Genomic DNA, 21,400 nt, shown 5'->3' on the forward strand with positions numbered 1-21,400 from the left:
AAGTCGCGCGGCGCAGGGCCACAGCTGCCAACGGGAGAGTCTCCCATGGCTGGCATAGACGCTCTCGCCGACCGACTTTCGGCCTACCTCGGCCATGACCAGGTCAACCTGGTTCGCCGAGCCTACTTCTACGCCGAACAGGCGCACGATGGCCAACGCCGCCGCAGTGGCGAAGCCTACGTGACCCATCCGCTGGCCGTCGCCAGCATCCTCGCCGACATGCACATGGACCATCAGAGCCTGATGGCCGCCATGCTGCACGACGTCATCGAAGACACCGGCATCGCCAAGGAAGCGCTCAACGCGCAGTTCGGCGAAACCGTGGCCGAACTGGTCGACGGGGTCAGCAAACTGACCCAGATGAACTTCGAGACCAAGGCCGAGGCGCAGGCCGAGAACTTCCAGAAGATGGCCATGGCCATGGCCCGCGACATCCGCGTGATTCTGGTCAAGCTTGCCGACCGCCTGCACAACATGCGCACCCTCGATGCCATGCCACACGAGAAGAGCCGGCGCATCGCCAAGGAAACCCTGGAAATCTACGCCCCCATTGCCAACCGGCTGGGCATGCACAACATGCGCGTGGAGTTCGAAGACCTGGGCTTCAAGGCCATGCACCCGATGCGCTCCGAGCGTATCCGCGCCGCCGTGCGCCGCGCTCGGGGCAACCGCAAGGAAATCGTGGCCAAGATCGAGGAATCGATCCAGATGTGCCTGCAGCGCGAGGGCATGGAAGGCGAAGTGATCGGCCGCGAGAAGCACCTCTACAGCATCTACCAGAAGATGCGCGGCAAGCGTAAGGCGTTCAACGAGATCATGGACGTCTACGCCTTCCGCATCATCGTCGACAAGGTCGACACCTGCTACCGCGTGCTCGGCGCCGTGCACAACCTGTACAAGCCGCTACCCGGGCGCTTCAAGGACTACATCGCGATTCCCAAGGCCAACGGCTACCAGTCGCTGCACACCACGCTGTTCGGCATGCACGGCGTGCCCATCGAGATCCAGATCCGCACCCGCGAAATGGAAGAGATGGCCAACAACGGCATCGCCGCGCACTGGCTGTACAAGTCCAACGAGGACGACGCGCCCAAGGGTAACCACGCCCGTGCACGCCAGTGGGTCAAGGGTGTACTCGAACTCCAGCAGAGAGCGGGCAACTCGCTGGAATTTATCGAAAGCGTGAAGATCGACCTGTTCCCCGACGAGGTCTACGTGTTCACGCCCAAAGGCCGCATCATGGAGCTGCCCAAAGGCTCCACCGCGGTCGATTTCGCCTACGCGGTGCACACCGACGTCGGCAACACTTGCATCGCCTGCCGCATCAATCGGCGCCTGGCGCCGCTGTCGCAGGCACTGGAAAGCGGCTCGACGGTGGAAATCGTCACCGCACCGGGCGCCCGACCGAATCCGGCCTGGCTCAACTTCGTGGTCACCGGCAAGGCGCGCACGCACATCCGCCACGCTCTCAAGCAGCAGCGCCGCTCGGAATCCATCAGCCTCGGCGAACGCCTGCTGAACAAGGTGCTGGCCAGCTTCGACACGCACCTGGAAAAGATCGCGCCCGAGCGCGTACAGGCGGTGCTCGGCGAATACCGCCAGGAAGTGATCGAGGATCTGCTGGAGGACATCGGCCTGGGCAACCGCATGGCCTATGTCGTCGCCCGCCGCCTGCTGGCCGAGAGCGGCGACGAGACCCTGCCGAGCAGCGAAGGCCCGCTGGCGATTCGCGGCACCGAAGGTCTGGTGATGAGCTACGCCAAGTGCTGCACGCCGATCCCGGGCGACCCCATCGTCGGCTACCTGTCCGCCGGCAAGGGCATGGTGGTGCACATGGAAAGCTGCCGGAACATCGCCGACATCCGCCACAATCCGGAAAAGTGCATCCAACTCAACTGGGCCAAGGATGTCACCGGCGAATTCAACGTCGAGCTGCGCGTCGAGCTGGAGCACCAGCGCGGCCTGATCGCGCTGCTGGCCGGCAGCGTCAACGCCGCCGATGGCAACATCGAGAAGATCAGCATGGACGAACGCGACGGCCGCATCAGCGTCGTGCAACTGGTGGTCAGCGTGCATGACCGTGTGCACCTGGCCCGCGTGATCAAGAAACTGCGCGCCCTCAAGGGCGTGATGCGTATCACCCGAGTACGCGCCTGACACAATTCCCCTATTTCGATTCTGCAGGCTGGGCGCTCGACCCAGCCAGTTCTCACAAGGAGCGATTCATGAGCAAGACCGTCATCACCAGCGACAAGGCCCCCGCCGCCATCGGTACCTACTCCCAGGCAATCAAGGCCGGCAACACCGTCTACATGTCCGGCCAGATTCCGCTGGATCCGGTGAGCATGGAGCTGGTCGAGGGCTTCGAAGCGCAGACCGTGCAGGTCTTCGAGAACCTCAAGGCGGTTGCTGAAGCCGCCGGCGGCTCGTTCAAGGACATCGTCAAGCTGAACATCTTCCTCACTGACCTGTCGCACTTCGCCAAGGTCAACGAGATCATGGGTCGCTATTTCGAACAGCCCTACCCGGCTCGCGCCGCCATCGGCGTTGCTGCTCTGCCGCGCGGTGCGCAGGTGGAAATGGACGCTATTCTGGTCATCGAGTAAGAGCCTGCTCACGATCTCGCGAGCTAGAGCCAGGCAAGGCGAAATCAGGCGAAAAAGCGCAGTTTACGAGCTGTAAATGAGCATTTTGATCGGACTCGCGCACGAGCCTGGTTTCAACGCAGCATGGCCGACGCGCAGCAGATCGTGAACAGGTTCTAAGTCGTTCGAGCGGGGCAGCAGGCCCCGCCCGCCCTTCCCCGGCATGGAGATCGCCATGCGTCTGCTTCCTCTGCTGCTATGCGGCGCCCTGCTCGGCGGCTGCGCCAGCACGCCGAACAACGACCCGAGCGGTACCTGGATCAACCAGGCAGCCATCGATGCCGCCCGCGAGAGCGGTCGCCTACGCGAAGCCCTGCTCGCCTACGGCCCCAACCTCGAATGGCAGATCAACCCCGAACAACAGCAGGCCAGCTACAGCAACGGCTTCGAGCTGGCCGAGGGCAGGCTGCAGGGTGCCGGAGAGGGGCGTTGGCAGGTGACCTTCTACGGTGATTACAACGAGCAGCTCGCCATTCAGAACGGCGAACTGGTGCAGATCGCTAGCGAATACTGGCCCGAGCAGCACTTCGCCCGCGTCAACAGCTCCAGCGAACCCAAGCCAATGGGCAGCAGCTTCGAGCAGGCGCTATATCGCGACTACCTGGGCGGCGACTGGCTGATCGAGGAAGGTCTGGGCCAGGGCGGCCTGGTGCGCTTCAACAGCGCCGGGCAGGTACAAGGCCTGCCCGGCGCCGAACGCTTTGCCCTGTGCCTGGCAGGCGACTGCGCGGCCATGAGCGGCGAACATGACAGTCTTTGGCTGCAAGCCAGTGATCAGGGTAGCCCCTGGTTGTTCGTGCATGAAGGCAATCAGCTGCGCATCTTCGAAGCGCAGAACCGCGCCCAGTTCGACGAGATGCCCGAGTACCAGCCCGGCCCGCAACGCTGGTTGCTCAAACGCCGCTGATCAGCAGGCGCCGCCTCCGGGCAGGAGCGGCGCCACGCTATAGAGCCCCCAGCAACAGCCAGCCTCCCAGCGCCAGCAACAGGCCACCGCAACCGCGATCCAGCCAGCGCACGCGCCGCTGCAACCAGCTGCGCCAACGCGCCTGATCGAGCAGGCGCACCAGCGCCAGATCCCAGAACAGCACCACCAGGGTCATCCACAGCATCGCCAGGCCCAGCCCCCATGCTGGCATTGCCGACTCGCGCAAGACCCCGAATAACCCGGCGTAGAACAGCGGCAATTTGGGATTGAGGCTGCTGGCCAGCAGGCCCTGACGCATGCCCTTCCACACCCCGCCGAGCCTCAGTTGATCACCCTGCGGCAGGACCAGATCTCGCCGCGAGACCAGCGCCTGCAGGCCGATCCAGGCGAAATACAGCCCGCCGACGACCTGCAAGCAGCGCCACAGCCAACTGCCCTCGGCGGGTAACAACGCCATGACGAACAGTACCAGCAGCATGCTCAGCAGGTTGGCCAGGGCGATGCCGCAGGCGCAACCGTCGGCCTGGTGCCGGCCCTTGGCCAGCGCGGTACGAATCAATAGAAAGAAGTCCGGCCCAGGCGACAGCAAGGCCGCGAAATGAGTACCGGCAACCAGTAGAAACAACGCGAACATGGCACCTCCGTTTAGCGGAGGCAGTGTCGGCAACTAGCGGTATCGATGTATTGGAAAAAACTCAGGCTCTACAGCGACGCAATCGCTGCCGAACAACTTGGCGCGCACCGATGCAAGTTCGCGCAAAGCCCTGCAGAATCAGGCCTGCGCCACGGCGCGAAAACGCCCCGGAGTGACCCCGGTGAAACGGCGAAACACCCCGTTGAAATGCGCCTGGTCATAAAAGCCCAGGTCCAGTGCGACATCGGCCAGGGCCTGACCTTGCAACAACCTGCGCTTGGCTTCACGCACTCTGCGCTGCAGTAGATAGGTGTGTGGCGGCACGCCATAGGCACGGCGAAATGCCTCGATCAGGTGGCGCGGGTGACGCTGCACCAAGGCAGCCAATTGCTCGAGGCTGACAGCCTCGGCGTAGTGCACTTCCAGGTAATCGCGCAGGTACGCCGTCACCCCGCTGTCGCGACATGCCGGGCGCGCCTCGCGCAAGCCGCCGTGCCGCACGAAGACCAGCTCCAGCAACGCCAGCAGTTCGCTCTCCAACGCCAGCGCATCGCCCCCTTCAAACTGGCCGGCCAGACGCGCCAATCCCGCCGCCACGCGCCCGTCATCGTGGGGATTGAGCGCGCGAAAGCCACTGGGCAGGCTCTTGCGCCCAAGCAGAGCCGGCAGTCGCGACTCCTCGATGTAGAGCATGCGGTAGATCAGGCGCGACGACTCGGCGTGCCCGGTGTGCGGCTCTTCGGGATTCATCAGCGACAGGGTTCCCGCTGGCAGCGCGTGGCGCTGACCGCGGCACTGGTAGCCGCCCACACCCTGTACGATCGCCCCAACGGCAAACGCGTCGTGACTGTGGCGCCCGAACGGCTGGCCGGAAAAGTCGGCGTGGAACAGCTCGATTCCCGGTAACCAGGGCTTGGCCAGAAGGCGATTGGAATCCATCTCGGCAGCGGCTCAGCGACCCGCCAGGATCGCCGCGTAACCTTCACGGTAACTGGGATACTGCGGCGCCCAGCCCAGCGCACGGGCGCGGGCGTTGCGACAGCGCTTGCTGCCGGCGCGGCGCACGCGCTGCTCGTCGCTCCAATGGCTGACGCCCAGTTGCCCACGTAGCCAACCTACTACCTCGTGCAGTGGCGCCGGCTCGTCGTCGACGCCCAGGTAGCAATCGGCCAAGGGCACACCGGCGGCATCCGCCTGCAACAGCGTGGCAAACAGGCCGGCAGCATCCTCGACATGAATGCGGTTGCCATACAACGGCGGTGTTTCACTGACCCGATAGCCGCCGCGCACCTGGCTCAGCAACCATTCGCGACCAGGGCCATAAAGGCCTGTCAGACGCACTGTGGTCGCCGGCAGACCGCTGTTGAGCGCGACACGCTCAGCCTCGCGCATGATCACCGCAGAAAAACTCTGGGCTTCAGCCGCAGAACCCTCGTCGATCCACTCGCCTTCCTGCTGCCCATACACGCCGCTGCTGGAGGCGAACAGGATGCGCCGTGGTCGCTGGCCATGCTGCGCCAGCCAGCTCAACACACGGCGCAGCCCTTCGACATAGGCGGCGCGGTAGCCGGCCTCGTCGTGCTCGGTGGCGGCGGCGCAGTACACCAGGTAATCCAGCGGCCCTTGCGGCCAAGCCGGCGGGCAGGCATCGGCGTGCAGATCGCCGGCCAGCGGCTCGATGGCGGTAGGTAGCGCGGCCACGTTGCGACGCATACCGAGCACGCGCCAGCCTTGTGCGGCCATCCGCAGGCCAAGGCGGGTACCGACGTCTCCACACCCGGCAATCAGCAGGCTGTTGCAGTCCGACATGCTCTTCTCCATCACTGTTATGCGACGGCGCAGTGTAACAGGCCGCTCCGAGCCGTCAGAGGCGGCATGGAGACACGGAGCAGCGCCATGCAGGTGCCAAATTCGCGATAGTTTTGCAACAGTCTATTAGCGCGGTTGGTTCATCTGTTTGCAAAGGCTATGCTTGGCGGCAACTTAATGGATAAACACTATGACCCTCACCGAACTGCGCTACATCGTCACCCTCGCCCAGGAACAGCACTTCGGCCGCGCCGCCGAGCGCTGCCATGTCAGCCAGCCGACCCTGTCGGTGGGCGTGAAGAAGCTGGAGGACGAGCTCGGCGTACTGATCTTCGAGCGCAGCAAGAGCGCCGTGCGCCTGACCCCGGTCGGCGAGGGCATCGTCACCCAGGCGCAGAAGGTGCTGGAGCAGGCTCAGGGCATTCGCGAGCTGGCCCAGGCCGGCAAGAACCAGCTGGCCGCCCCGCTGAAGATCGGCGCCATCTATACCGTTGGCCCTTACCTGTTCCCGCACCTGATTCCACAGTTGCACCGGGTCGCCCCGGACATGCCACTGTACATCGAGGAAAACTTCACCCATATCCTGCGCGACAAGCTGCGTACCGGTGAGTTGGATGCGATCATCATCGCCCTGCCGTTCCAGGAGGCCGATGTCCTGACCAAGCCGCTGTACGACGAACCGTTCTACGCGCTGCTGCCGGCCGGCCACCCCTGGGCGGCGATGGACACCATCGACACCAAGCTGCTCAACGACAAGAGCCTGCTACTGCTAGGCGAAGGCCACTGCTTCCGCGACCAGGTACTGGAGGCCTGTCCGACCCTGCGCAAGGGCGGCGACGACCACGGCAAGCACACCACAGTGGAATCCAGCTCGCTGGAAACCATCCGCCACATGGTCGCCTCCGGCCTTGGCGTGTCGATCCTGCCGTTCTCGGCGGTGGACAGCCACCACTACGCACCCGGCGTGATCGAAGTCCGTCCGCTCAGCGCACCGGTGCCGTTCCGCACCGTGGCCATCGCCTGGCGCGCCAGCTTCCCGCGGCCAAACGCCATCGAAGTGCTGGCCGACTCCATCCGTCTCTGCTCGGTCGCCCGCAGCCCGCAGACCAAGAGCGCCTGAGGCCGGAAGTGAGCGAGTTGTCAGCGGTTCCCGTCACCGCGCTGAAAGGCGTAGGCGCCGCGCTGGCGGAAAAACTGGCCAAGGTCGGCCTGGAAAACCTGCAGGATGTGCTGTTCCACCTGCCGCTGCGCTACCAGGATCGCACCCGCATCACCCCCATCGGCGCGCTGCGCCCGGGGCAGGATGCGGTGGTCGAGGGCATCGTTGCCGGCGCCGATGTGGTCATGGGCCGGCGGCGCAGCCTGCTGGTGCGCCTGCAGGACGGCAGCGGCACACTGAGCTTGCGCTTCTTTCACTTCAGCCAGGCGCAGAAGGACGGCCTAAAACGCGGCACGGCGCTGCGCTGTTATGGCGAAATACGCCCTGGCGCCACCGGCCTGGAAATCTACCACCCGGAATACCGCGCGCAGAGCGGCGACGAACCGGCACCGGTGGAGCAGAGCCTGACGCCCATCTACCCGACCACCGAAGGCCTGACTCAGCAGCGTCTGCGCCAACTCAGCCAGCAGGCGCTGGCGCGCCTCGGGCCACACAGCCTGCCAGACTGGCTGCCCGAGGAGTTGGCCCGCGACTATCGCCTGGCGCCGCTGGACGAGGCCATCCGCTACCTGCACCGGCCGCCGCCGGACGCCGATGTCGAAGAGCTCGCCGAGGGCCGTCACTGGGCGCAACACCGCCTGGCCTTTGAAGAGCTGCTGACTCACCAGCTGTCCCTGCAGCGCCTGCGTGAACAGGTACGCGCGCAACAGGCACCGGCGCTGCCGCCGGCGACGAAACTGCCGCAGCAGTACCTCGCCAACCTCGGCTTCGCCCCTACCGGCGCGCAGCAGCGCGTGGGTGCCGAGATCGCCTATGACCTGGCGCAGAGCGAACCCATGCTGCGCCTGGTGCAGGGCGACGTCGGTGCCGGCAAGACGGTGGTCGCCGCCCTGGCTGCATTGCAGGCGCTGGAGGCCGGCTACCAGGTGGCACTGATGGCGCCCACCGAAATCCTCGCCGAGCAGCACTTGCTCAACTTCAGCAAATGGCTGGCACCGCTCGGCCTGGACGTCGCCTGGCTGGCCGGCAAGCTCAAGGGCAAAGCACGCGCGGCGGCACTGGAACAGATCGCTGGCGGCTGCCCGATGGTGGTCGGCACCCATGCGCTGTTTCAGGACGAGGTGAAGTTCAAGCGCCTGGCGCTGGTGATCATCGACGAGCAGCACCGCTTCGGCGTGCAGCAGCGCCTGGCCCTGCGCCAGAAGGGCATCGACGGCCGCCTCTGCCCGCACCAGTTGATCATGACCGCCACGCCGATTCCGCGCACCCTGGCGATGAGCGCCTACGCCGACCTGGATACCTCGATCCTCGACGAGCTGCCCCCCGGCCGCACGCCAGTGAATACCCTGGTGATCGCCGACAGCCGCCGCGATGAGGTGGTCGAGCGCGTGCGCAATGCCTGCCAGCAGGGCCGCCAGGCCTACTGGGTGTGCACGTTGATCGAAGAATCCGAGGAGCTCACCTGCCAGGCGGCAGAGACCAGCTTCGAGGAGCTCTCGGCGGCCCTCGGCGAGCTGCGCGTCGGGCTGATCCACGGGCGCATGAAACCGGCTGAAAAAGCCGCAGTGATGGATGAGTTCAAACAGGGCAAGCTGCAGCTGCTGGTGGCCACCACGGTAATCGAGGTCGGCGTCGACGTGCCCAATGCCAGCCTGATGATCATTGAAAATCCCGAACGCCTGGGCCTGGCCCAGCTACACCAGCTGCGCGGCCGGGTCGGCCGTGGCAGCGCCGCCAGTCATTGCGTGCTGCTCTACCATGCACCATTGTCGCAACTCGGGCGCGAGCGCCTGGCAATCATGCGCGAGACCACCGACGGTTTCGTCATCGCCGAGAAGGACCTCGAACTCAGGGGACCGGGGGAAATGCTCGGCACCCGGCAGACCGGTCTGCTGCAATTCAAGGTCGCCGACCTGATGCGCGATGCCGACCTGCTGCCCGCCGTACGCGATGCCGCGCACGCTCTTCTGGAACATTGGCCACAACATGTGGCTCCATTGTTGGAGCGCTGGTTGCGTCACGGCCAGCAATACGGTCAAGTGTGAACCTGTTCACAGGACAACCGTCGCCACGAACCTTTGCGCAAATCCTCGCTGGTTATACTTCGGGGCACATGCGCCAACGCTGGATATCGATATGACTGAAGCCGCCCTCGCCGCCAACGCCACTGCGCAAGCCCCCGCCGTGATCGTGCAACTGCTGGAGAAACTCGCCGTACCCTATCAGGTACGCGCGGAGCGCCCAGGTCAGCCAAGCGAGGCGCGCCTGCAGGCCGTGCTGGTGGACGACGCCATCGGTGCCCTGCTGGTGCTCTATCCGCGTAGCCACATGCTCGATCTGTCGCGCCTGGCCGAGCTGACTGGGCGCCAGCTCACGGCGGTCAAGCCGGAACGCCTGGAGCGCATGCTCGGCAAGCACAATCTGGCCGCACTGCCCGGTTTGCCGCCGCTGACCAGTTCGCCCTGCCTGTACGAAGAACGCCTGCTGCAGGTACCCAGTCTGCTGATCGAGTCCGGCCAGCCTGGTGTGTTGCTGGAAATCCCCACCGAAGCCTTCAAGGCGCTGCTGAGCAAGGCCAGCGCGGCGCGTTTCGGTGAGCCGGTCAGCGCGATCAAACCGAACCTCGATCGCCCGCATGATGACCGCGCGGAAATCACCCAAGCCGTGCAGGCCTTTACCGCACGCCGCATCCAGCAGCGCCTGGAAGAAACCATCGAGATTCCGCCGCTGCCGGAAACCGCGCAGAAGATCATCAAGCTGCGTGTCGATCCCAATGCCACGGTGGACGACATCACCGGCGTGGTCGAAACCGATCCCGCGCTGGCGGCCCAGGTAGTCAGCTGGGCAGCCTCGCCCTACTACGCCGCGCCCGGCAAGATCCGCTCGGTGGAAGATGCCATCGTCCGCGTGCTGGGTTTCGACCTGGTGATCAACCTGGCCCTGGGCCTGGCGCTGGGCAAGACTCTGAGTCTGCCCAAGGATCAGCCGCAGCACGCCACCCCTTACTGGCAGCAAGCGATCTATACCGCTGCAGTGATCGAGGGCCTGACCCGCGCCATGCCGCGCGCGCAGCGCCCGGAAGCCGGCCTGACCTACCTGGCCGGTCTGCTGCACAACTTTGGTTACCTGGTCCTGGCGCATGTGTTTCCACCGCACTTCTCGTTGATCTGCCGTCACCTGGAGGTCAACCCGCACCTGCCTGCCGGGCATATCGAGCAGCACCTGCTGGGCATCACCCGCGAGCAGATCGGTGCCTGGCTGATGCGCCACTGGGATATGCCGGAAGAGCTGTCCAGCGCTCTGCGCTTTCAGCACGATCCGTCCTACGCAGGCGACAGCGCGGCCTTCCCCAATCTGGTGTGCCTGGCGGTCAGCCTGCTGCGCAACCGGGGTATCGGTGCCGGGCCGCAGAACGAGATTCCTGATGAGCTGCTCGACGCCCTGGGGCTGACCCGGGAAAAAGCCGAGGACGCGGTGAGCAAGGTGCTGAGCGCCGAGGTCGCCTTGCGTGAACTGGCAGCGCAGTATCAGCAGCCGCAATGAGCGGCTGCTAGCTCCCTAACCCTCAAGGATGGGCTGCTCGCCTCGCACCGAGCGGCCGACGCCCCTTACAACTTGCCCGCCGTCTTGCGCAGCTTCTCCCGACGCTCGGCGAACAGTTGCGGCACCACTTCCAGGCTGATGGCGAGCAGTTGGCTGACACTGGAATGCTCGTAAAGCGCCGCATACTCGGCGAGTTGATCGCTGGGCATCTGCCGGTAGGCATAGAACATGAAGGTTTCTACCGCCTGCTCGCTGGACTGGCGGATGGCATCCGCCTGCTTTTGCGTCTGCGCCTGCAGTTCGGCCTCGCTGAGATTCTCGCCCCGCGCCTTTAGTGCCAACAATGCCTGGGTCTTGCCGACTTCATAACGCAGCAGGCTGGCCAGTTCGGTTGTACGCGCGGCCGCATCGAGACGCTTGACCAGGTCAAGACGCGCACCTCGTGGCGGCTGCTCCTGCAGGCGCTGGCGGTATTCAGCCAAGCCTTCGGGTTGCTCACCGACGGCGCGCTCGGCAGCGGTGAAACGCTGCGCCAACGGGCTGTCGAGACGCTCACGGGCCTGCTCGCCCTGCGCCGCATCGAAGCGGGCAGCGACGCGCTGGGCCAGATCCAGACAAAAGGCTTCGCCAGCGAAGAGCTGGGCGAGGCGCTTCTGTTCGGTTTCTTCCTGGCCACGCTGCACCAACGGCGCGCTCTGTTCGCACAGCAGATGGATACCAGCGAGTTCGAACAGCGGCAACAAGGCCTTGGCAGACGCTGGCTCGGCCCGTGCAGTGGTGGCGGCCAGCAATAGCAGGGGTAACAGGAAAAGACGCATGGTCGGGCTTTCCACAGGGACGTGCCTGGCAGCCTAACCAAAGCACGGCGTCGCGGCCAGCCGTGACGCCTATCGGAAGCCAACCAGATAAGGTTGCCAACGTGGTCTTCCGTAGGAGCCCCGCCCCGGGGCGAAGCTTTTTCGAGTGTGCAGCGCCTGATTCACGGCGGGGCGCGCTCCTACAATTTCGATGCGTCGACGCCTAACTGACAGGCATTAGCCGTTCAGGCGGCCTTTTTCGGCGCCTCGGTCTTCTTCTTCGGCATCAGGTACTTGGTCAGGCCCTGGAACCACATGACCAGCGCCGGGTTGCCCTGGATCTGGATGTCCTTGTTCTGGATGCCCTGCATGAAGGCCAGCTGCTTGTTCTTCGCGGTCATGGTTTCAAAGCCGTAGGCGGCATCCTTGAAGCCAATGGCGAAGGCCGGATCCGTGGCGGTGCCGCGCTTGCTGGTCACGCGCTGACCGGCCACGGTGAAGTGGCGTGCCACCTTGCCGTCCAGCGTGTGCAGCTGGAACACCATATCGCGCCCTTCGAGCTGCTGGCGGAACGCCGGGTTTTCACGGCTGGCCTTGGCCATCAGGCGGCCCAGCATCCACAGGAGAAAACGGAATTTCATGCACAGGGCCTCGTGATCGAAGATGATGGCCGCGCATTGTAGTGGTTTTTTTGCAGGACTACAGCCTGTCTAAAGCATGGCTGTATCAGCGAATGTCGCAGCGTGGCTGCGCTGGGGGACCCCGGAGCCGAGCGGCTCCGGGTAACGGGCTCAGTTGACCGCGTCTTTCAGGGACTTGCCCGGTTTGAAGGCGACGGTGTTGCTGGCCTTGATCTTCACCGGCTGACCGGTTTGCGGGTTCTTACCAGTACGGGCGCCACGGTGGCGTTGGACGAAAGTACCGAAGCCAACCAGGGTCACACTGTCCTTGCGGTTCAGTGCACCGGTGATTTCTTCCAGTACGGCGTTGAGTACACGATTGGCCTGATCCTTGGTCAGATCAGCCTTTTCGGCGATGGCGGCGGCGAGTTCCGGTTTACGCATAAATGCCTCTTTGACGGTTTTTTGTTGTTGTGTCCGTGCTGTCCTTCCAGAACAGCGCCCAAGGCGCCGCAACAGCTCTGCGCTGCGGCAGACCCTTGGCAGAATGGCATGCCGCATCGTACTGCGCCAGCCTCGCCAGCCACTTTAACCAGGCAATTTCGTGGCGTATCCGACAGAACCACAGGCAATCACGCCAGCAGTGCCGGTAGCTCCTTGTTCAGTGCCAGTTTCTCCTGCACGGCGGCGCCGGTCAGCGCATAACCGAGCAGTGCTCCGGAAGCCTCGCGGCAAAGCGCCTTGATGTCGCTGCCGCTGCCTTCGACCGTCCATTCGCCCTGGCTGCCACGCGGTGGCGGTGAGACCACCAGCGGGCATACCGGCGTCTTTACCGTCACCGGCATCGGCCCATAGCTGACCGCCGTCGGCTCACCAGCCAGGGTCTTGGCCAGCGCCCGGGCACAGGCCATCAGCGGCATGACGTAGAGCAGGTTGAGGCCGTCGACCTCGGCGCAGTCACCCAGGGCGTAGATATTGGCGTGCGAGGTGCGCAACTGGCGGTCGACCATCACGCCACGGTTGATGTCGAGACCGGCTGCCGCAGCGAGCGCGGTGCGCGGACGCAGACCCACAGCCGAGACCACCGCGTCGCACTGGATCAGGCTGCCGTCGGACAGCGAGGCCTGCAGCGCGTCCCCCTGGCGGTCAAGACTCGCCAGCACCGGGCCGAGATGGAAACGTACGCCCAGCCCCTCCAGACCGGCTTGTACGGCAGAGGCCACCGCCGAATGCAGCAGGCCGGGCATCACCTGCTCGCAGGGTGCCAGCAGCTCTACCTCATAGCCGCCGGCACTGAGGTCGTTGGCAAACTCGCAACCAATCAGACCGGCGCCGAGAATCAGGACGCGACGCTTGCCAGCCACGGCGCTGCGAAAGCGCGCGTAGTCTTCCAGGTCATTGATCGGGAACAGCGCATCCTGGGCATCACCCTCTACCGGGACGCGAATAGGCTCGGCGCCCCAGGCCAGTACCAGGTCGCGGTACGGCACGGCTTCCTCACCGATCCACAAGCGTTTGTGGCCGGGGTCGATTCCGCTGATACGGGTATGGGTGCGAATTTCCGCGTTGAGCTGCTCAGCCATGGCGCCCGCCTCGGCCATGGCCAGGCCGTCGGCATCCTTGTTCTTGCCGAAACCGGTGGACAGCATCGGTTTGGAGTAGGAACGGCCGTCGTCAGCGGTGATCAGCAGCAAGGGCGTCTGCGTATCGAGCTTGCGCCATTCCTTGGCCAGGTTATAGCCGGCCAGGCCGGTGCCGATGATGACGACGGGTGCACTCATGCGCTCTTTCCTCACGATGAAAACGACGCGACGACCCACCGGCCGCCGCCCCAGATAGCGGGATGACACCCTACTGGATCAGGTACGCGCTGGCCAGATGAGGTTCAGTCAGCCATTCGCAGGTTAGGGGAAAGATGCAATGCGCGAATCAGAGCCTACGCGCAGGCCGACTTGCTCCTGCTTGAGCTTGCTGCGCTCGGCGATGGCGCTGTTGCTGTCGAGCCCATAGCGGGTCTGGGTGTAGTACAGGCTGGTGCTGATCGGCAGGTTGTTGATGCCCTTGTTCCACAGCACGGTCAGCTCGCCGTAAGGATTGACCTTGTCCTTGAGGTCCACGGAGTCGCTGTCGCCATCGACCTTCAGGCGCGCTTCGGAATTGATCGAGTAGAGCGCACCCACCTCCAGGCGCAGGGTGTAGTCCGGCGTCAGGTAGTTGTAGCCGAGCCCGGCCTTGGCGAAGGGCGACTTGCTGATCAGCTTGACGTTGATTGAGGCGCTCCTTGTCGCTTTCATCGTCCACGGTGAGCTTGTACTGGTTGTGCGAAGCGATGACACCGAAGGTCGAGATCGGGTCGGTGACCGAATCTGCATAGGCCTGCGAGGCGCCCGCCAGGCACAGGGCGAGTGTTGCTTTGGGGGGTTATCCTGGACAGCTGCATGACGATTTCCTTGGCAATGAGTGGATAACGCCGCCCACCGGGAGGTGGGACGCAAGTACCTAGACTGCCTCTGCCAGGAGGGATTCGACTAAACAGACGAACGGCAATATCCCTTGCCGCACAAGGGTTTGCGGGGGGTTACCAGGAGCGAAACTGACCGATCGATCATAAGCGAAACGCTGACTTCGACACAGGCCAGAGGGTATGCGGCCTGAGCAGATAGCGAGCACCCGGCCAGCCACAGGAGAGATCAATCCAGCTTGACCACTTTGGCCAGGACCACCTTGGGCCCCTTCATCTTCTTGACGATGATGCGCAGGCCATCGGTTTCCAGCACCTCCTCTTCGTCAGGCATGCGCTTGAGAGTCTCGTAGATCAACCCGGCCAACGTCTCGGCCTCGATATGGTCGAGGTCGACACCGAGCAGGCGTTCGACCTTGGCCAGCGGCGTGTCGCCGCGCACCAGCAGCTTGCCCGGCTGGTAGGCGAGAATGCCACGCTCGGCCTTGCGGTGTTCGTCCTGGATGTCACCGACCAGGGCTTCGAGCACGTCTTCCATGGTCAGGTAGCCGATCACCTTGCCGTCGGCCTCTTCGACCAGGGCGAAGTGTGCGCCACCCTGGCGGAACTGCTCGAGCAACTGCGACAGCGGCATGTGCCGGCTGACCCGCTCCAGCGGATGCATCAGATCCCCCAGCTTCAGCGCCGAGGGCAGCATCTCCAGCAGCGACAGGTGCAGCAGCAGATCCTTGATATGCAACACGCCGACGAACTCGCCCTTGCTCTCGTCGAAGATCGGGTAGCGGCTGTACTTGTGCCGGCGGAAGGTGGTGAACACCTGATCGAGGCTGGCGTTGAGTTCCAGGAAGACCAGGTCCTCGCGAGAGTTGGCCCAGTCCACCACCTCCAGCTCACCCAACTCGACCGCCGACGCCAGCACCCGCAGATCCTGGTCGTTGTCGCTGGTGGCACGGCTGGAATGCAGGATCAGCTTGAGCTCGTCGCGGCTGTAGTGATGCTCGTGGTGCGGCCCCGGCTCGCCTTGCCCGGCGATGCGCAGGATGGCGTTGGCACTGGCGTTGAGCACGAAGATCGCCGGGTACATCAGCCAGTAGAAGGCGTACAGCGGCGCTGCCGTCCACAGCGACAGCAGTTCCGGTTTACGAATCGCCCAGGACTTGGGCGCCAGCTCGCCGATGACGATGTGCAGGTAGGAAATGATCGAGAACGCAGTGAAGAAGGCGATACCGTGAATCAGCTTGGGTGACTCCACGCCAACCGCCACCAGCAGCGGCGTCAGCAGCTCGGCGAAGGCTGGCTCACCGACCCAGCCAAGTCCCAGCGAAGCCAGGGTGATGCCCAGCTGACAAGCCGAGAGGTAGGCGTCCATCTGGTTGTGCACGGTGCGCAGAATATGCCCGCGCCAGCCGTGGGCCTCGGCCAGGGCATCGACCTTGGTCGCGCGCAGGCGCACGATTGCGAACTCCGCGGCGACGAAGAAGCCGTTGAGCAGGACCAGAAACAGGGCGAACAGCATGAGGCCGAAATCGGCGAAGTAATCGGGAGCAGGAAGACTCGTGGAGGGGGCCATGAAGTTTCGGATTGGCCAAAGATAGCTAGAGGTTGGAGCTTCGCCGCGTCGAATGCAAGCACTCAGCGCGCACGCTGCACCACCTGCGCCGGGGCGAAATGGCAGGTGAAAGTGCTGCCCTTGCCAGGAACGCTGCTGATCTCCAGATTGCCACGGTGACGCAGCAGCACATGCTTGACGATGGCCAGGCCCAGCCCGGTGCCACCGGTATTGCTGGCACGGCTGGAGTCGACCCGATAGAAGCGCTCGGTCAGGCGCGGCAAGTGCTTGGCCTCGATGCCCATACCGGTATCGCTGACCGACAGGTGTGCGCCCTTCTCGTCAGACCACCAGCGAATACGGATATCGCCTCCGGCCGGGGTGTACTTCACGGCGTTGAACACCAGATTGGAGAAGGCGCTGCGCAGCTCCGCCTCACTGCCCTTGAGCTGCAGATGCGGATCGGCCTCCAGGCTGATGCGGTGCTGTTGCTCACCAGACAATGCCTGGGCATCGTTCTTGATCGACAGCAGCATCAGATCGACTGCCACCGGCTGGTTGTCCGACGGGTAATCGGTGGCTTCCAGCTTGGCTAACAGGAGCAGATCGTTGAGCAGGGTCTGCATGCGCGCCCCCTGTTGCTGCATCTGCTGCAATGCGCGCAGCCAGCGCGGATTGACCGCCTCGACGTTGTCCAGAAGCGTCTCCAGATAACCGGCGATCACCGTCAACGGCGTACGCAGCTCATGGGAGACGTTGGCGACGAAATCCTTGCGCATCTGCTCCAGCTGATACAGACGGGTAACGTCACGCACCAGCAACAGGTGCTCGCGATTGCCGTAGCGGGTGATATGGAACTGCAAGCGGCGGCGATCATTGATCGGTGAAGGAATCTCCAGGGCATCGGCATAGTTGCCACGCTCGAAGTAGTCCTTGAAACGCGGGTCGCGCACCAGGTTGGCCAGTTGCTGGCCGCTGTCTTGCGGGGTTTTCAGGCCCAGCAGCGTCTCGGCTGCGCGGTTCCACCATTCCAGGTTGCCCTGGCTGTCGAGCATCACCACGGCATCCTTGAGGGCGGCAGTGGACTCCTGCACGCGGTCGATCACCGCCTGCAAACGGCCACGTGCCTTCTGGTTACGCCGTTGCAGGTGGTAGATGCTGTCGAACACCTCGCCCCACAGGCCGTAACCATCCGGCGGTGGCTCGTCGGGTTTATGCTCGCGCAGCCATTTGTGCAGGCGCAGCAACTGGCTGAGGGTCCAGCCCAGATGAATGGCCAGACCGCAGGCCAACACCCAGGCATATTCACCGGTGATGAAACCGAGCAGCAGGCAGGCGCCAACCAGCAGCAACAGGCGGCGCACCACGGCGCCACGCCAGTCTTGATTCACGATGGAGCGCATCCTTGTGAGAAGAGCGAACCCGCAGAAGCTGCTTTACGATCTCGCGAGCTAGAGCCATGCAACACCGATGGCGGCCCCACGAAAGCAGGTGAGGAACGGTCGGAGTCGCGGGCGACTGTACTTTTGTACATGAGCATTACTCACTACGTTCGCCCCTACGGGGCCGCACTAAAATGTGTTGGCCGCTAGCGGCCCGCCGAACCTGCTTTCAACGCAGCAGGGTCGACGCGCAGCAGATCGTAAACAGCATCTCAGCCTTTGGTGGAGAAACGATACCCAGTCCCGCGCACGGTTTGTACCAGGTTTTCGTAGGCATCACCGAGCGCCTTGCGCAGACGGCGGATATGCACGTCGACGGTACGCTCCTCGACGTAGACGTTGCCGCCCCAGACCTGGTCGAGCAACTGGCCGCGGGTGTAGGCACGCTCCTGATGGGTCATGAAAAACTGCAGCAGGCGATATTCGGTCGGGCCCATCTCGGCCGGTTTGCCATCGATGGTCACACGGTGGCTGATGGGATCGAGCAACAGCCCGCCAACCTCGATCGGCGCCTCGCTGTCGCTGGGCCCGGCACGGCGCAGCACGGCCTTGAGACGGGCCACCAGCTCACGCGGCGAAAAGGGCTTGGTGATGTAGTCGTCGGCACCGACTTCCAGGCCCTGGATCTTGTTGTCCTCTTCACCCTTGGCGGTGAGCATGATGATCGGGATGTCGCTGGTCAGTTCGTCACGCTTGAGCCGGCGGGCCAGTTCGATGCCGCTGGTGCCGGGCAGCATCCAGTCGAGCAGGATCAGATCGGGTTTACGGTCGACGATCACGGCGTGGGCCTGCTGGGTATTCTCCGCCTCAAGGCACTCGTAACCGGCCATCTCCAGGGCCACCGCAATCATCTCGCGGATCGGTGCTTCGTCATCGACGATCAGGATGTTCTTGCCAACCATGGTCCTGCCTCGGTTCGTTCAACTGTCTGCGCGCATTAGATAACGGAATTATTGCAGCGATATGACAGCTAGGCGGCAGCACTTAACGTAAGGCGTAATCCAGCACGATCCCGATGAAGATCGCCAGCCCCGCCCAGTGGTTGTGCAGGAAGGCGTTGAAGCACACCAATGGCTCTCGGCGGCGGGTCACGTGGAACTCCCAGGCGAAGCAGGCGGCGGCCACCAACAGGCCGAGGTGGAAGTACAGGCCCAGCTCGAAGCGCGCGCCAGCCAGCAGCAGGCAGAGCAACGCCAGCCCCTGCAGGATGGCGATGATCAGGCGGTCTGCATCACCGAACAGGATGGCCGTGGACTTCACCCCAATCTTCAGGTCGTCCTCACGGTCAGCCATGGCGTAGTAGGTGTCGTAGGCCACGGTCCACAGCAGGTTGGCGATGTACAGCAGCCAGGCTTCAGGTGGCAAGCTGCCGGTCTCGGCGGTGAAGGCCATCGGCATGCCCCAGGAGAATGCCGCGCCGAGCACCACCTGCGGGTAGAAGGTGTAGCGCTTCATGAAGGGGTAGCAGGCAGCCAGGGCCAGGCCGCCAAAAGACAGCCAGATGGTGGTGGCATTGGTGAACAGCACCAGCACGAAACTCATCGCCACCAGCACGGCGAACAGCACCAGCGCCTCGCGCGGCTTGATCTTGCCGCTGGCCAGCGGACGCGCCCTGGTGCGGCTGACGTGACCGTCGAAGTTGCGGTCGGCGTAGTCGTTGATCACGCAACCGGCGGCGCGCATCAGGATCACACCGGCGACGAAGATGAACAGGTTCTTCGCGCTCGGCACGCCTTCGGCAGCCACCCACAGCGCCCACAAGGTCGGCCACAACAGCAGATAGATGCCGATGGGCTTGTCCAGGCGCATCAGCTGAATGAAGTCCCAGGCGCGCGGGTGCAGGCGGGTGGTCGATTGCAGCAGGCGGGTGTACATCAAAGCGTCTCCGTGCGGGTTGCGCGGATTATACGAGGAAGAGTGTGTGGGAGGCGCTTTAGCGTCGATGCTCACCGCCACAAGCGGTTCAACGCGCAGGGCGTACTCGGCTTTGGCTTCCTGCGTCGCTCTACCTCCTGCATCCATGCAGTCGTCGCGAAGCAGTACGCCATGGCCTGATAGACAACAGGGATAGCCTGAGTAGGCAATGGTAGTGCGAACCCTACGCCTCGATACCCGCCGCCTGCCAAAAGGCCGGCAGAAATACCTCGGCCACCAATACACCAAGCGCCCCCCGGCTGAAGCACGAGCGCCGCGCCCACAGGCGCTCTTCGCGCACCTCCTGCGGCAGCCAGGCAGCTGGATAACGGCAGGCTTGCAACTCGCCCCGATCAAAGGCCCGGTCACTGAACAGCAGCTCGCCCAGCGAGCGACTACCCAGCTCGGCCAGATTCAGCCCGGAACCTTCCAGCGCACTGCGCGCGGCAACGCTACGGGCGAATACCCAGGCTTGCCCATGGCCACGCAGATACACCTCGCGCACCCAACCCTGGCTGCCATCGGCCACGCCGAGCAGTGCGCACTCGTCACTGCGCAGGCGCTGCCAGCCTTCCTGCAGCGGCGTCACCGAGAAGCCGTCGTTGGACAGCACGGTCAGGCGCCGGGTCAGCGAATCCTCGTTGAACAGCCAGTCGCGCACACCGGCACAAGGCTGCGGATGCAGCAGGGCGTTGGTCAACCAGCGCGGCGGATGGGCAAGAGCGGCGTGAGACACGGAGAGAAATCACCACAGATCGAAAGCGTGCGAGTCTAGCACGGCGTGGCAGGCGCTTTGAGGCCGGGACATGAGCTGCAGCGGCGTAGGGTGGGCCGGGCGGCGATCCGCTTCAGCCCACCAACGATAATCCGCGTGGGCTAAAGCCCACCCTACAAGGCCTAACTCATAGGAAGCGGACGGCCTACTCAGACCCGTAGATACCGTCTTGAAGCTCATCTCGCAATAGCAAGTGTCGGATCAAAAGGCTGACCAGATTTCAGCACGCCATAAGCGATGTACAGCAAGTTACGCATAGCCGCGCAGGCGATCTGCTTGCCGGCTTTGCCCTTGGCTTTCATACGTTCACCCACCCGCTTCATCATCGTCCTGGCCATCCTGGGCCAGGCCATTGGCCTGCAGCAGAGTCCGTCGCACCCGGTGCTGGTCGACATCGCCCTGTGCCTCACCCTGCTGGTGATGTGCCCGGTTTGGCAGGAGATGTACACCGAGGCCTACGTGCCGTTCGAGGCCGACCAGATCAGCCTCGAACAGGGTCTGGGCGAAGACAAGCGTATCATCAGCCAGTTCATGCTGGCGCAGACCAGCAAGAACTCGCTGGAAACCCTGGTTACCCTGGCCGGCGAGGAAATGCCCGAGGACCTGGCCCAGCTGGACTTCTCCCTGCTGCTCCCGGCATTCGTGCTCAGCGAGCTGAAGACCGCCGTTCAGCTCGGCTTCATGATTTTCGTGCCGTTTCTAGCGAAGTGCTGGCCAACCTGTGGATTTGGCAACAGGTAAAACCCTTGCTACCGGAGCTGTCGCGCGTACGTATCCACGAGACCTGCACCAGCGGCTGCGAATATCGCGGCGATTGATCAGCGCCCAGAAACAGCAAAGGCCACCTTCAAGGTGGCCTTTTTATTGATGCCGACAAAGCACCGCAATCCCGCTCGCCCTGGTTTGACCGCACCATTGGCGGTGCGCACAGCGCACTGCCAAGTTGTAGGAGCGAGCTCTGCTCGCGAAGCGTCAGCGGATCAACCGTAGGGTGCGCCATGCGCACCGGCATGTCCGCGTCCTTGTCGGTGCGCGCAGCGCACCCTACACGCAGCTCTATATCCGCGCCCCAAAGAAGAAACCCCAGACCGCTTGCGCGATCTGGGGTTTCGTATAGGAGCTTG

General features: G+C 63.9%; 19 protein-coding genes and 4 pseudogenes. 8 read left to right on the forward strand and 15 right to left on the reverse strand.

Going from position 1 to position 21,400, the window contains the following annotated elements:
• Positions 1-45 precede the first annotated feature (45 nt).
• From spoT to DBO86_RS21300, 3 genes are all read left to right on the forward strand, one after another.
• A complete protein-coding gene (gene spoT, locus DBO86_RS21290; RefSeq protein ID WP_108234760.1) occupies positions 46-2,157 on the forward strand; it encodes a bifunctional GTP diphosphokinase/guanosine-3',5'-bis pyrophosphate 3'-pyrophosphohydrolase in 2,112 nt (703 codons plus the stop codon).
• Between the two features lie 68 nt (positions 2,158-2,225).
• Entirely contained in the window at positions 2,226-2,606 is a 381-nt protein-coding gene (locus tag DBO86_RS21295; RefSeq protein WP_003464610.1) for a RidA family protein, read from the forward strand.
• A 214-nt stretch (positions 2,607-2,820) separates the two neighbouring features.
• Positions 2,821-3,552: a hypothetical protein gene (locus tag DBO86_RS21300; protein WP_108234761.1), complete on the forward strand. Its 732-nt coding sequence runs from the start codon at positions 2,821-2,823 to the stop codon at positions 3,550-3,552.
• A 37-nt stretch (positions 3,553-3,589) separates the two neighbouring features.
• Here DBO86_RS21300 and DBO86_RS21305 read toward each other — a convergent pair whose 3' ends face one another.
• From DBO86_RS21305 to DBO86_RS21315, 3 genes are all read right to left on the reverse strand, one after another.
• The gene (locus DBO86_RS21305) at positions 3,590-4,207 is read right to left on the reverse strand and encodes a LysE family translocator (RefSeq protein WP_108234762.1); all 618 of its coding nucleotides are present in this window, start codon (positions 4,205-4,207) and stop codon (positions 3,590-3,592) included.
• Positions 4,208-4,345: 138 nt separating this feature from the next.
• Positions 4,346-5,146, reverse strand: coding sequence for a helix-turn-helix transcriptional regulator (locus tag DBO86_RS21310; protein ID WP_108234763.1), 801 nt, complete (start codon positions 5,144-5,146; stop codon positions 4,346-4,348).
• Positions 5,147-5,158: 12 nt separating this feature from the next.
• A complete protein-coding gene (locus DBO86_RS21315; protein WP_108234764.1) occupies positions 5,159-6,016 on the reverse strand; it encodes an NAD-dependent epimerase/dehydratase family protein in 858 nt (285 codons plus the stop codon).
• A 190-nt stretch (positions 6,017-6,206) separates the two neighbouring features.
• Between DBO86_RS21315 and DBO86_RS21320 the strand changes: the two genes are divergently transcribed.
• From DBO86_RS21320 to DBO86_RS21330, 3 genes are all read left to right on the forward strand, one after another.
• Positions 6,207-7,136: a hydrogen peroxide-inducible genes activator gene (locus DBO86_RS21320; protein ID WP_003464616.1), complete on the forward strand. Its 930-nt coding sequence runs from the start codon at positions 6,207-6,209 to the stop codon at positions 7,134-7,136.
• Positions 7,137-7,144: 8 nt separating this feature from the next.
• On the forward strand, positions 7,145-9,220 hold the full coding sequence (gene recG, locus DBO86_RS21325; RefSeq protein ID WP_108234765.1) for an ATP-dependent DNA helicase RecG: 2,076 nt from the start codon (positions 7,145-7,147) through the stop codon (positions 9,218-9,220).
• Positions 9,221-9,311: 91 nt separating this feature from the next.
• Positions 9,312-10,718 (forward strand): aminoacyl-tRNA deacylase and HDOD domain-containing protein, encoded by a 1,407-nt coding sequence (locus tag DBO86_RS21330; protein WP_108234766.1) that lies wholly within the window; start codon positions 9,312-9,314, stop codon positions 10,716-10,718.
• A 65-nt stretch (positions 10,719-10,783) separates the two neighbouring features.
• Here the strand turns inward: DBO86_RS21330 and DBO86_RS21335 are convergent, their stop codons facing one another.
• The 11 genes and pseudogenes from DBO86_RS21335 to DBO86_RS26895 form a co-directional block, all read right to left on the reverse strand.
• Positions 10,784-11,536 carry a hypothetical protein gene (locus DBO86_RS21335; protein WP_208630533.1) on the reverse strand — a complete coding sequence of 251 codons (753 nt, stop codon included), beginning with the start codon at positions 11,534-11,536 and terminating at the stop codon, positions 10,784-10,786.
• A gap of 224 nt (positions 11,537-11,760) precedes the next feature.
• Entirely contained in the window at positions 11,761-12,156 is a 396-nt protein-coding gene (locus tag DBO86_RS21340) for a hypothetical protein (RefSeq protein ID WP_003464625.1), read from the reverse strand.
• Between the two features lie 150 nt (positions 12,157-12,306).
• Positions 12,307-12,579 carry an HU family DNA-binding protein gene (locus DBO86_RS21345; RefSeq protein WP_003242571.1) on the reverse strand — a complete coding sequence of 91 codons (273 nt, stop codon included), beginning with the start codon at positions 12,577-12,579 and terminating at the stop codon, positions 12,307-12,309.
• A 188-nt stretch (positions 12,580-12,767) separates the two neighbouring features.
• Complete coding sequence (locus DBO86_RS21350) at positions 12,768-13,916, reverse strand: FAD-dependent oxidoreductase (protein ID WP_108234768.1); 1,149 nt, start codon at positions 13,914-13,916, stop codon at positions 12,768-12,770.
• Positions 13,917-14,039: 123 nt separating this feature from the next.
• A pseudogene (locus DBO86_RS21355) lies at positions 14,040-14,575 on the reverse strand (hypothetical protein).
• Positions 14,576-14,825: 250 nt separating this feature from the next.
• A complete protein-coding gene (locus DBO86_RS21360) occupies positions 14,826-16,166 on the reverse strand; it encodes a hemolysin family protein (RefSeq protein ID WP_003464633.1) in 1,341 nt (446 codons plus the stop codon).
• A gap of 62 nt (positions 16,167-16,228) precedes the next feature.
• Positions 16,229-17,548 (reverse strand): phosphate regulon sensor histidine kinase PhoR, encoded by a 1,320-nt coding sequence (phoR, locus tag DBO86_RS21365; RefSeq protein WP_108234769.1) that lies wholly within the window; start codon positions 17,546-17,548, stop codon positions 16,229-16,231.
• Positions 17,549-17,799: 251 nt separating this feature from the next.
• Positions 17,800-18,489 (reverse strand): phosphate regulon transcriptional regulator PhoB, encoded by a 690-nt coding sequence (gene phoB / locus DBO86_RS21370; RefSeq protein WP_003242584.1) that lies wholly within the window; start codon positions 18,487-18,489, stop codon positions 17,800-17,802.
• Between the two features lie 82 nt (positions 18,490-18,571).
• Positions 18,572-19,462, reverse strand: a complete 891-nt coding sequence (ubiA, locus tag DBO86_RS21375; protein WP_108234770.1) for a 4-hydroxybenzoate octaprenyltransferase — start codon at positions 19,460-19,462, stop codon at positions 18,572-18,574.
• 223 nt (positions 19,463-19,685) lie between these two features.
• Positions 19,686-20,237: a chorismate--pyruvate lyase family protein gene (locus DBO86_RS21380; RefSeq protein WP_108234771.1), complete on the reverse strand. Its 552-nt coding sequence runs from the start codon at positions 20,235-20,237 to the stop codon at positions 19,686-19,688.
• Positions 20,238-20,452: 215 nt separating this feature from the next.
• Positions 20,453-20,581: pseudogene (locus DBO86_RS26895) on the reverse strand (IS110 family transposase); the annotation flags it as partial.
• A 4-nt stretch (positions 20,582-20,585) separates the two neighbouring features.
• Between DBO86_RS26895 and DBO86_RS21390 the strand changes: the two are divergent.
• Together DBO86_RS21390 and DBO86_RS21395 are read left to right on the forward strand one after the other, a co-directional pair.
• Positions 20,586-20,978, forward strand: a pseudogene (locus tag DBO86_RS21390) (flagellar type III secretion system pore protein FliP); the annotation flags it as partial.
• 14 nt (positions 20,979-20,992) lie between these two features.
• Positions 20,993-21,094 (forward strand): annotated as a pseudogene (locus DBO86_RS21395) (6-pyruvoyl trahydropterin synthase family protein); the annotation flags it as partial.
• Positions 21,095-21,123: 29 nt separating this feature from the next.
• Here the strand turns inward: DBO86_RS21395 and DBO86_RS26340 are convergent.
• A partial coding sequence (locus DBO86_RS26340; RefSeq protein ID WP_208630537.1) for a hypothetical protein occupies positions 21,124-21,400 on the reverse strand: 277 nt, incomplete at its 5' end.

The organism is Ectopseudomonas oleovorans, from assembly GCF_003052605.1.
Classification (GTDB): domain Bacteria; phylum Pseudomonadota; class Gammaproteobacteria; order Pseudomonadales; family Pseudomonadaceae; genus Aquipseudomonas; species Aquipseudomonas oleovorans_A.

What these genes read in the sequence shown, in the direction of transcription:
- spoT (WP_108234760.1), top strand. Translation starts at nt 46, where the DNA reads ATGGCTGGCATAGACGCTCTCGCCGACCGACTTTCGGCCTACCTCGGC.
- DBO86_RS21295 (WP_003464610.1), top strand. Translation starts at nt 2,226, where the DNA reads ATGAGCAAGACCGTCATCACCAGCGACAAGGCCCCCGCCGCCATCGGT.
- DBO86_RS21300 (WP_108234761.1), top strand. Translation starts at nt 2,821, where the DNA reads ATGCGTCTGCTTCCTCTGCTGCTATGCGGCGCCCTGCTCGGCGGCTGC.
- DBO86_RS21305 (WP_108234762.1), bottom strand. Translation starts at nt 4,207, where the DNA reads ATGTTCGCGTTGTTTCTACTGGTTGCCGGTACTCATTTCGCGGCCTTG.
- DBO86_RS21310 (WP_108234763.1), bottom strand. Translation starts at nt 5,146, where the DNA reads ATGGATTCCAATCGCCTTCTGGCCAAGCCCTGGTTACCGGGAATCGAG.
- DBO86_RS21315 (WP_108234764.1), bottom strand. Translation starts at nt 6,016, where the DNA reads ATGTCGGACTGCAACAGCCTGCTGATTGCCGGGTGTGGAGACGTCGGT.
- DBO86_RS21320 (WP_003464616.1), top strand. Translation starts at nt 6,207, where the DNA reads ATGACCCTCACCGAACTGCGCTACATCGTCACCCTCGCCCAGGAACAG.
- DBO86_RS21330 (WP_108234766.1), top strand. Translation starts at nt 9,312, where the DNA reads ATGACTGAAGCCGCCCTCGCCGCCAACGCCACTGCGCAAGCCCCCGCC.
- DBO86_RS21335 (WP_208630533.1), bottom strand. Translation starts at nt 11,536, where the DNA reads ATGCGTCTTTTCCTGTTACCCCTGCTATTGCTGGCCGCCACCACTGCA.
- DBO86_RS21340 (WP_003464625.1), bottom strand. Translation starts at nt 12,156, where the DNA reads ATGAAATTCCGTTTTCTCCTGTGGATGCTGGGCCGCCTGATGGCCAAG.
- DBO86_RS21345 (WP_003242571.1), bottom strand. Translation starts at nt 12,579, where the DNA reads ATGCGTAAACCGGAACTCGCCGCCGCCATCGCCGAAAAGGCTGATCTG.
- DBO86_RS21350 (WP_108234768.1), bottom strand. Translation starts at nt 13,916, where the DNA reads ATGAGTGCACCCGTCGTCATCATCGGCACCGGCCTGGCCGGCTATAAC.
- DBO86_RS21360 (WP_003464633.1), bottom strand. Translation starts at nt 16,166, where the DNA reads ATGGCCCCCTCCACGAGTCTTCCTGCTCCCGATTACTTCGCCGATTTC.
- phoR (WP_108234769.1), bottom strand. Translation starts at nt 17,548, where the DNA reads ATGCGCTCCATCGTGAATCAAGACTGGCGTGGCGCCGTGGTGCGCCGC.
- phoB (WP_003242584.1), bottom strand. Translation starts at nt 18,489, where the DNA reads ATGGTTGGCAAGAACATCCTGATCGTCGATGACGAAGCACCGATCCGC.
- ubiA (WP_108234770.1), bottom strand. Translation starts at nt 19,462, where the DNA reads ATGTACACCCGCCTGCTGCAATCGACCACCCGCCTGCACCCGCGCGCC.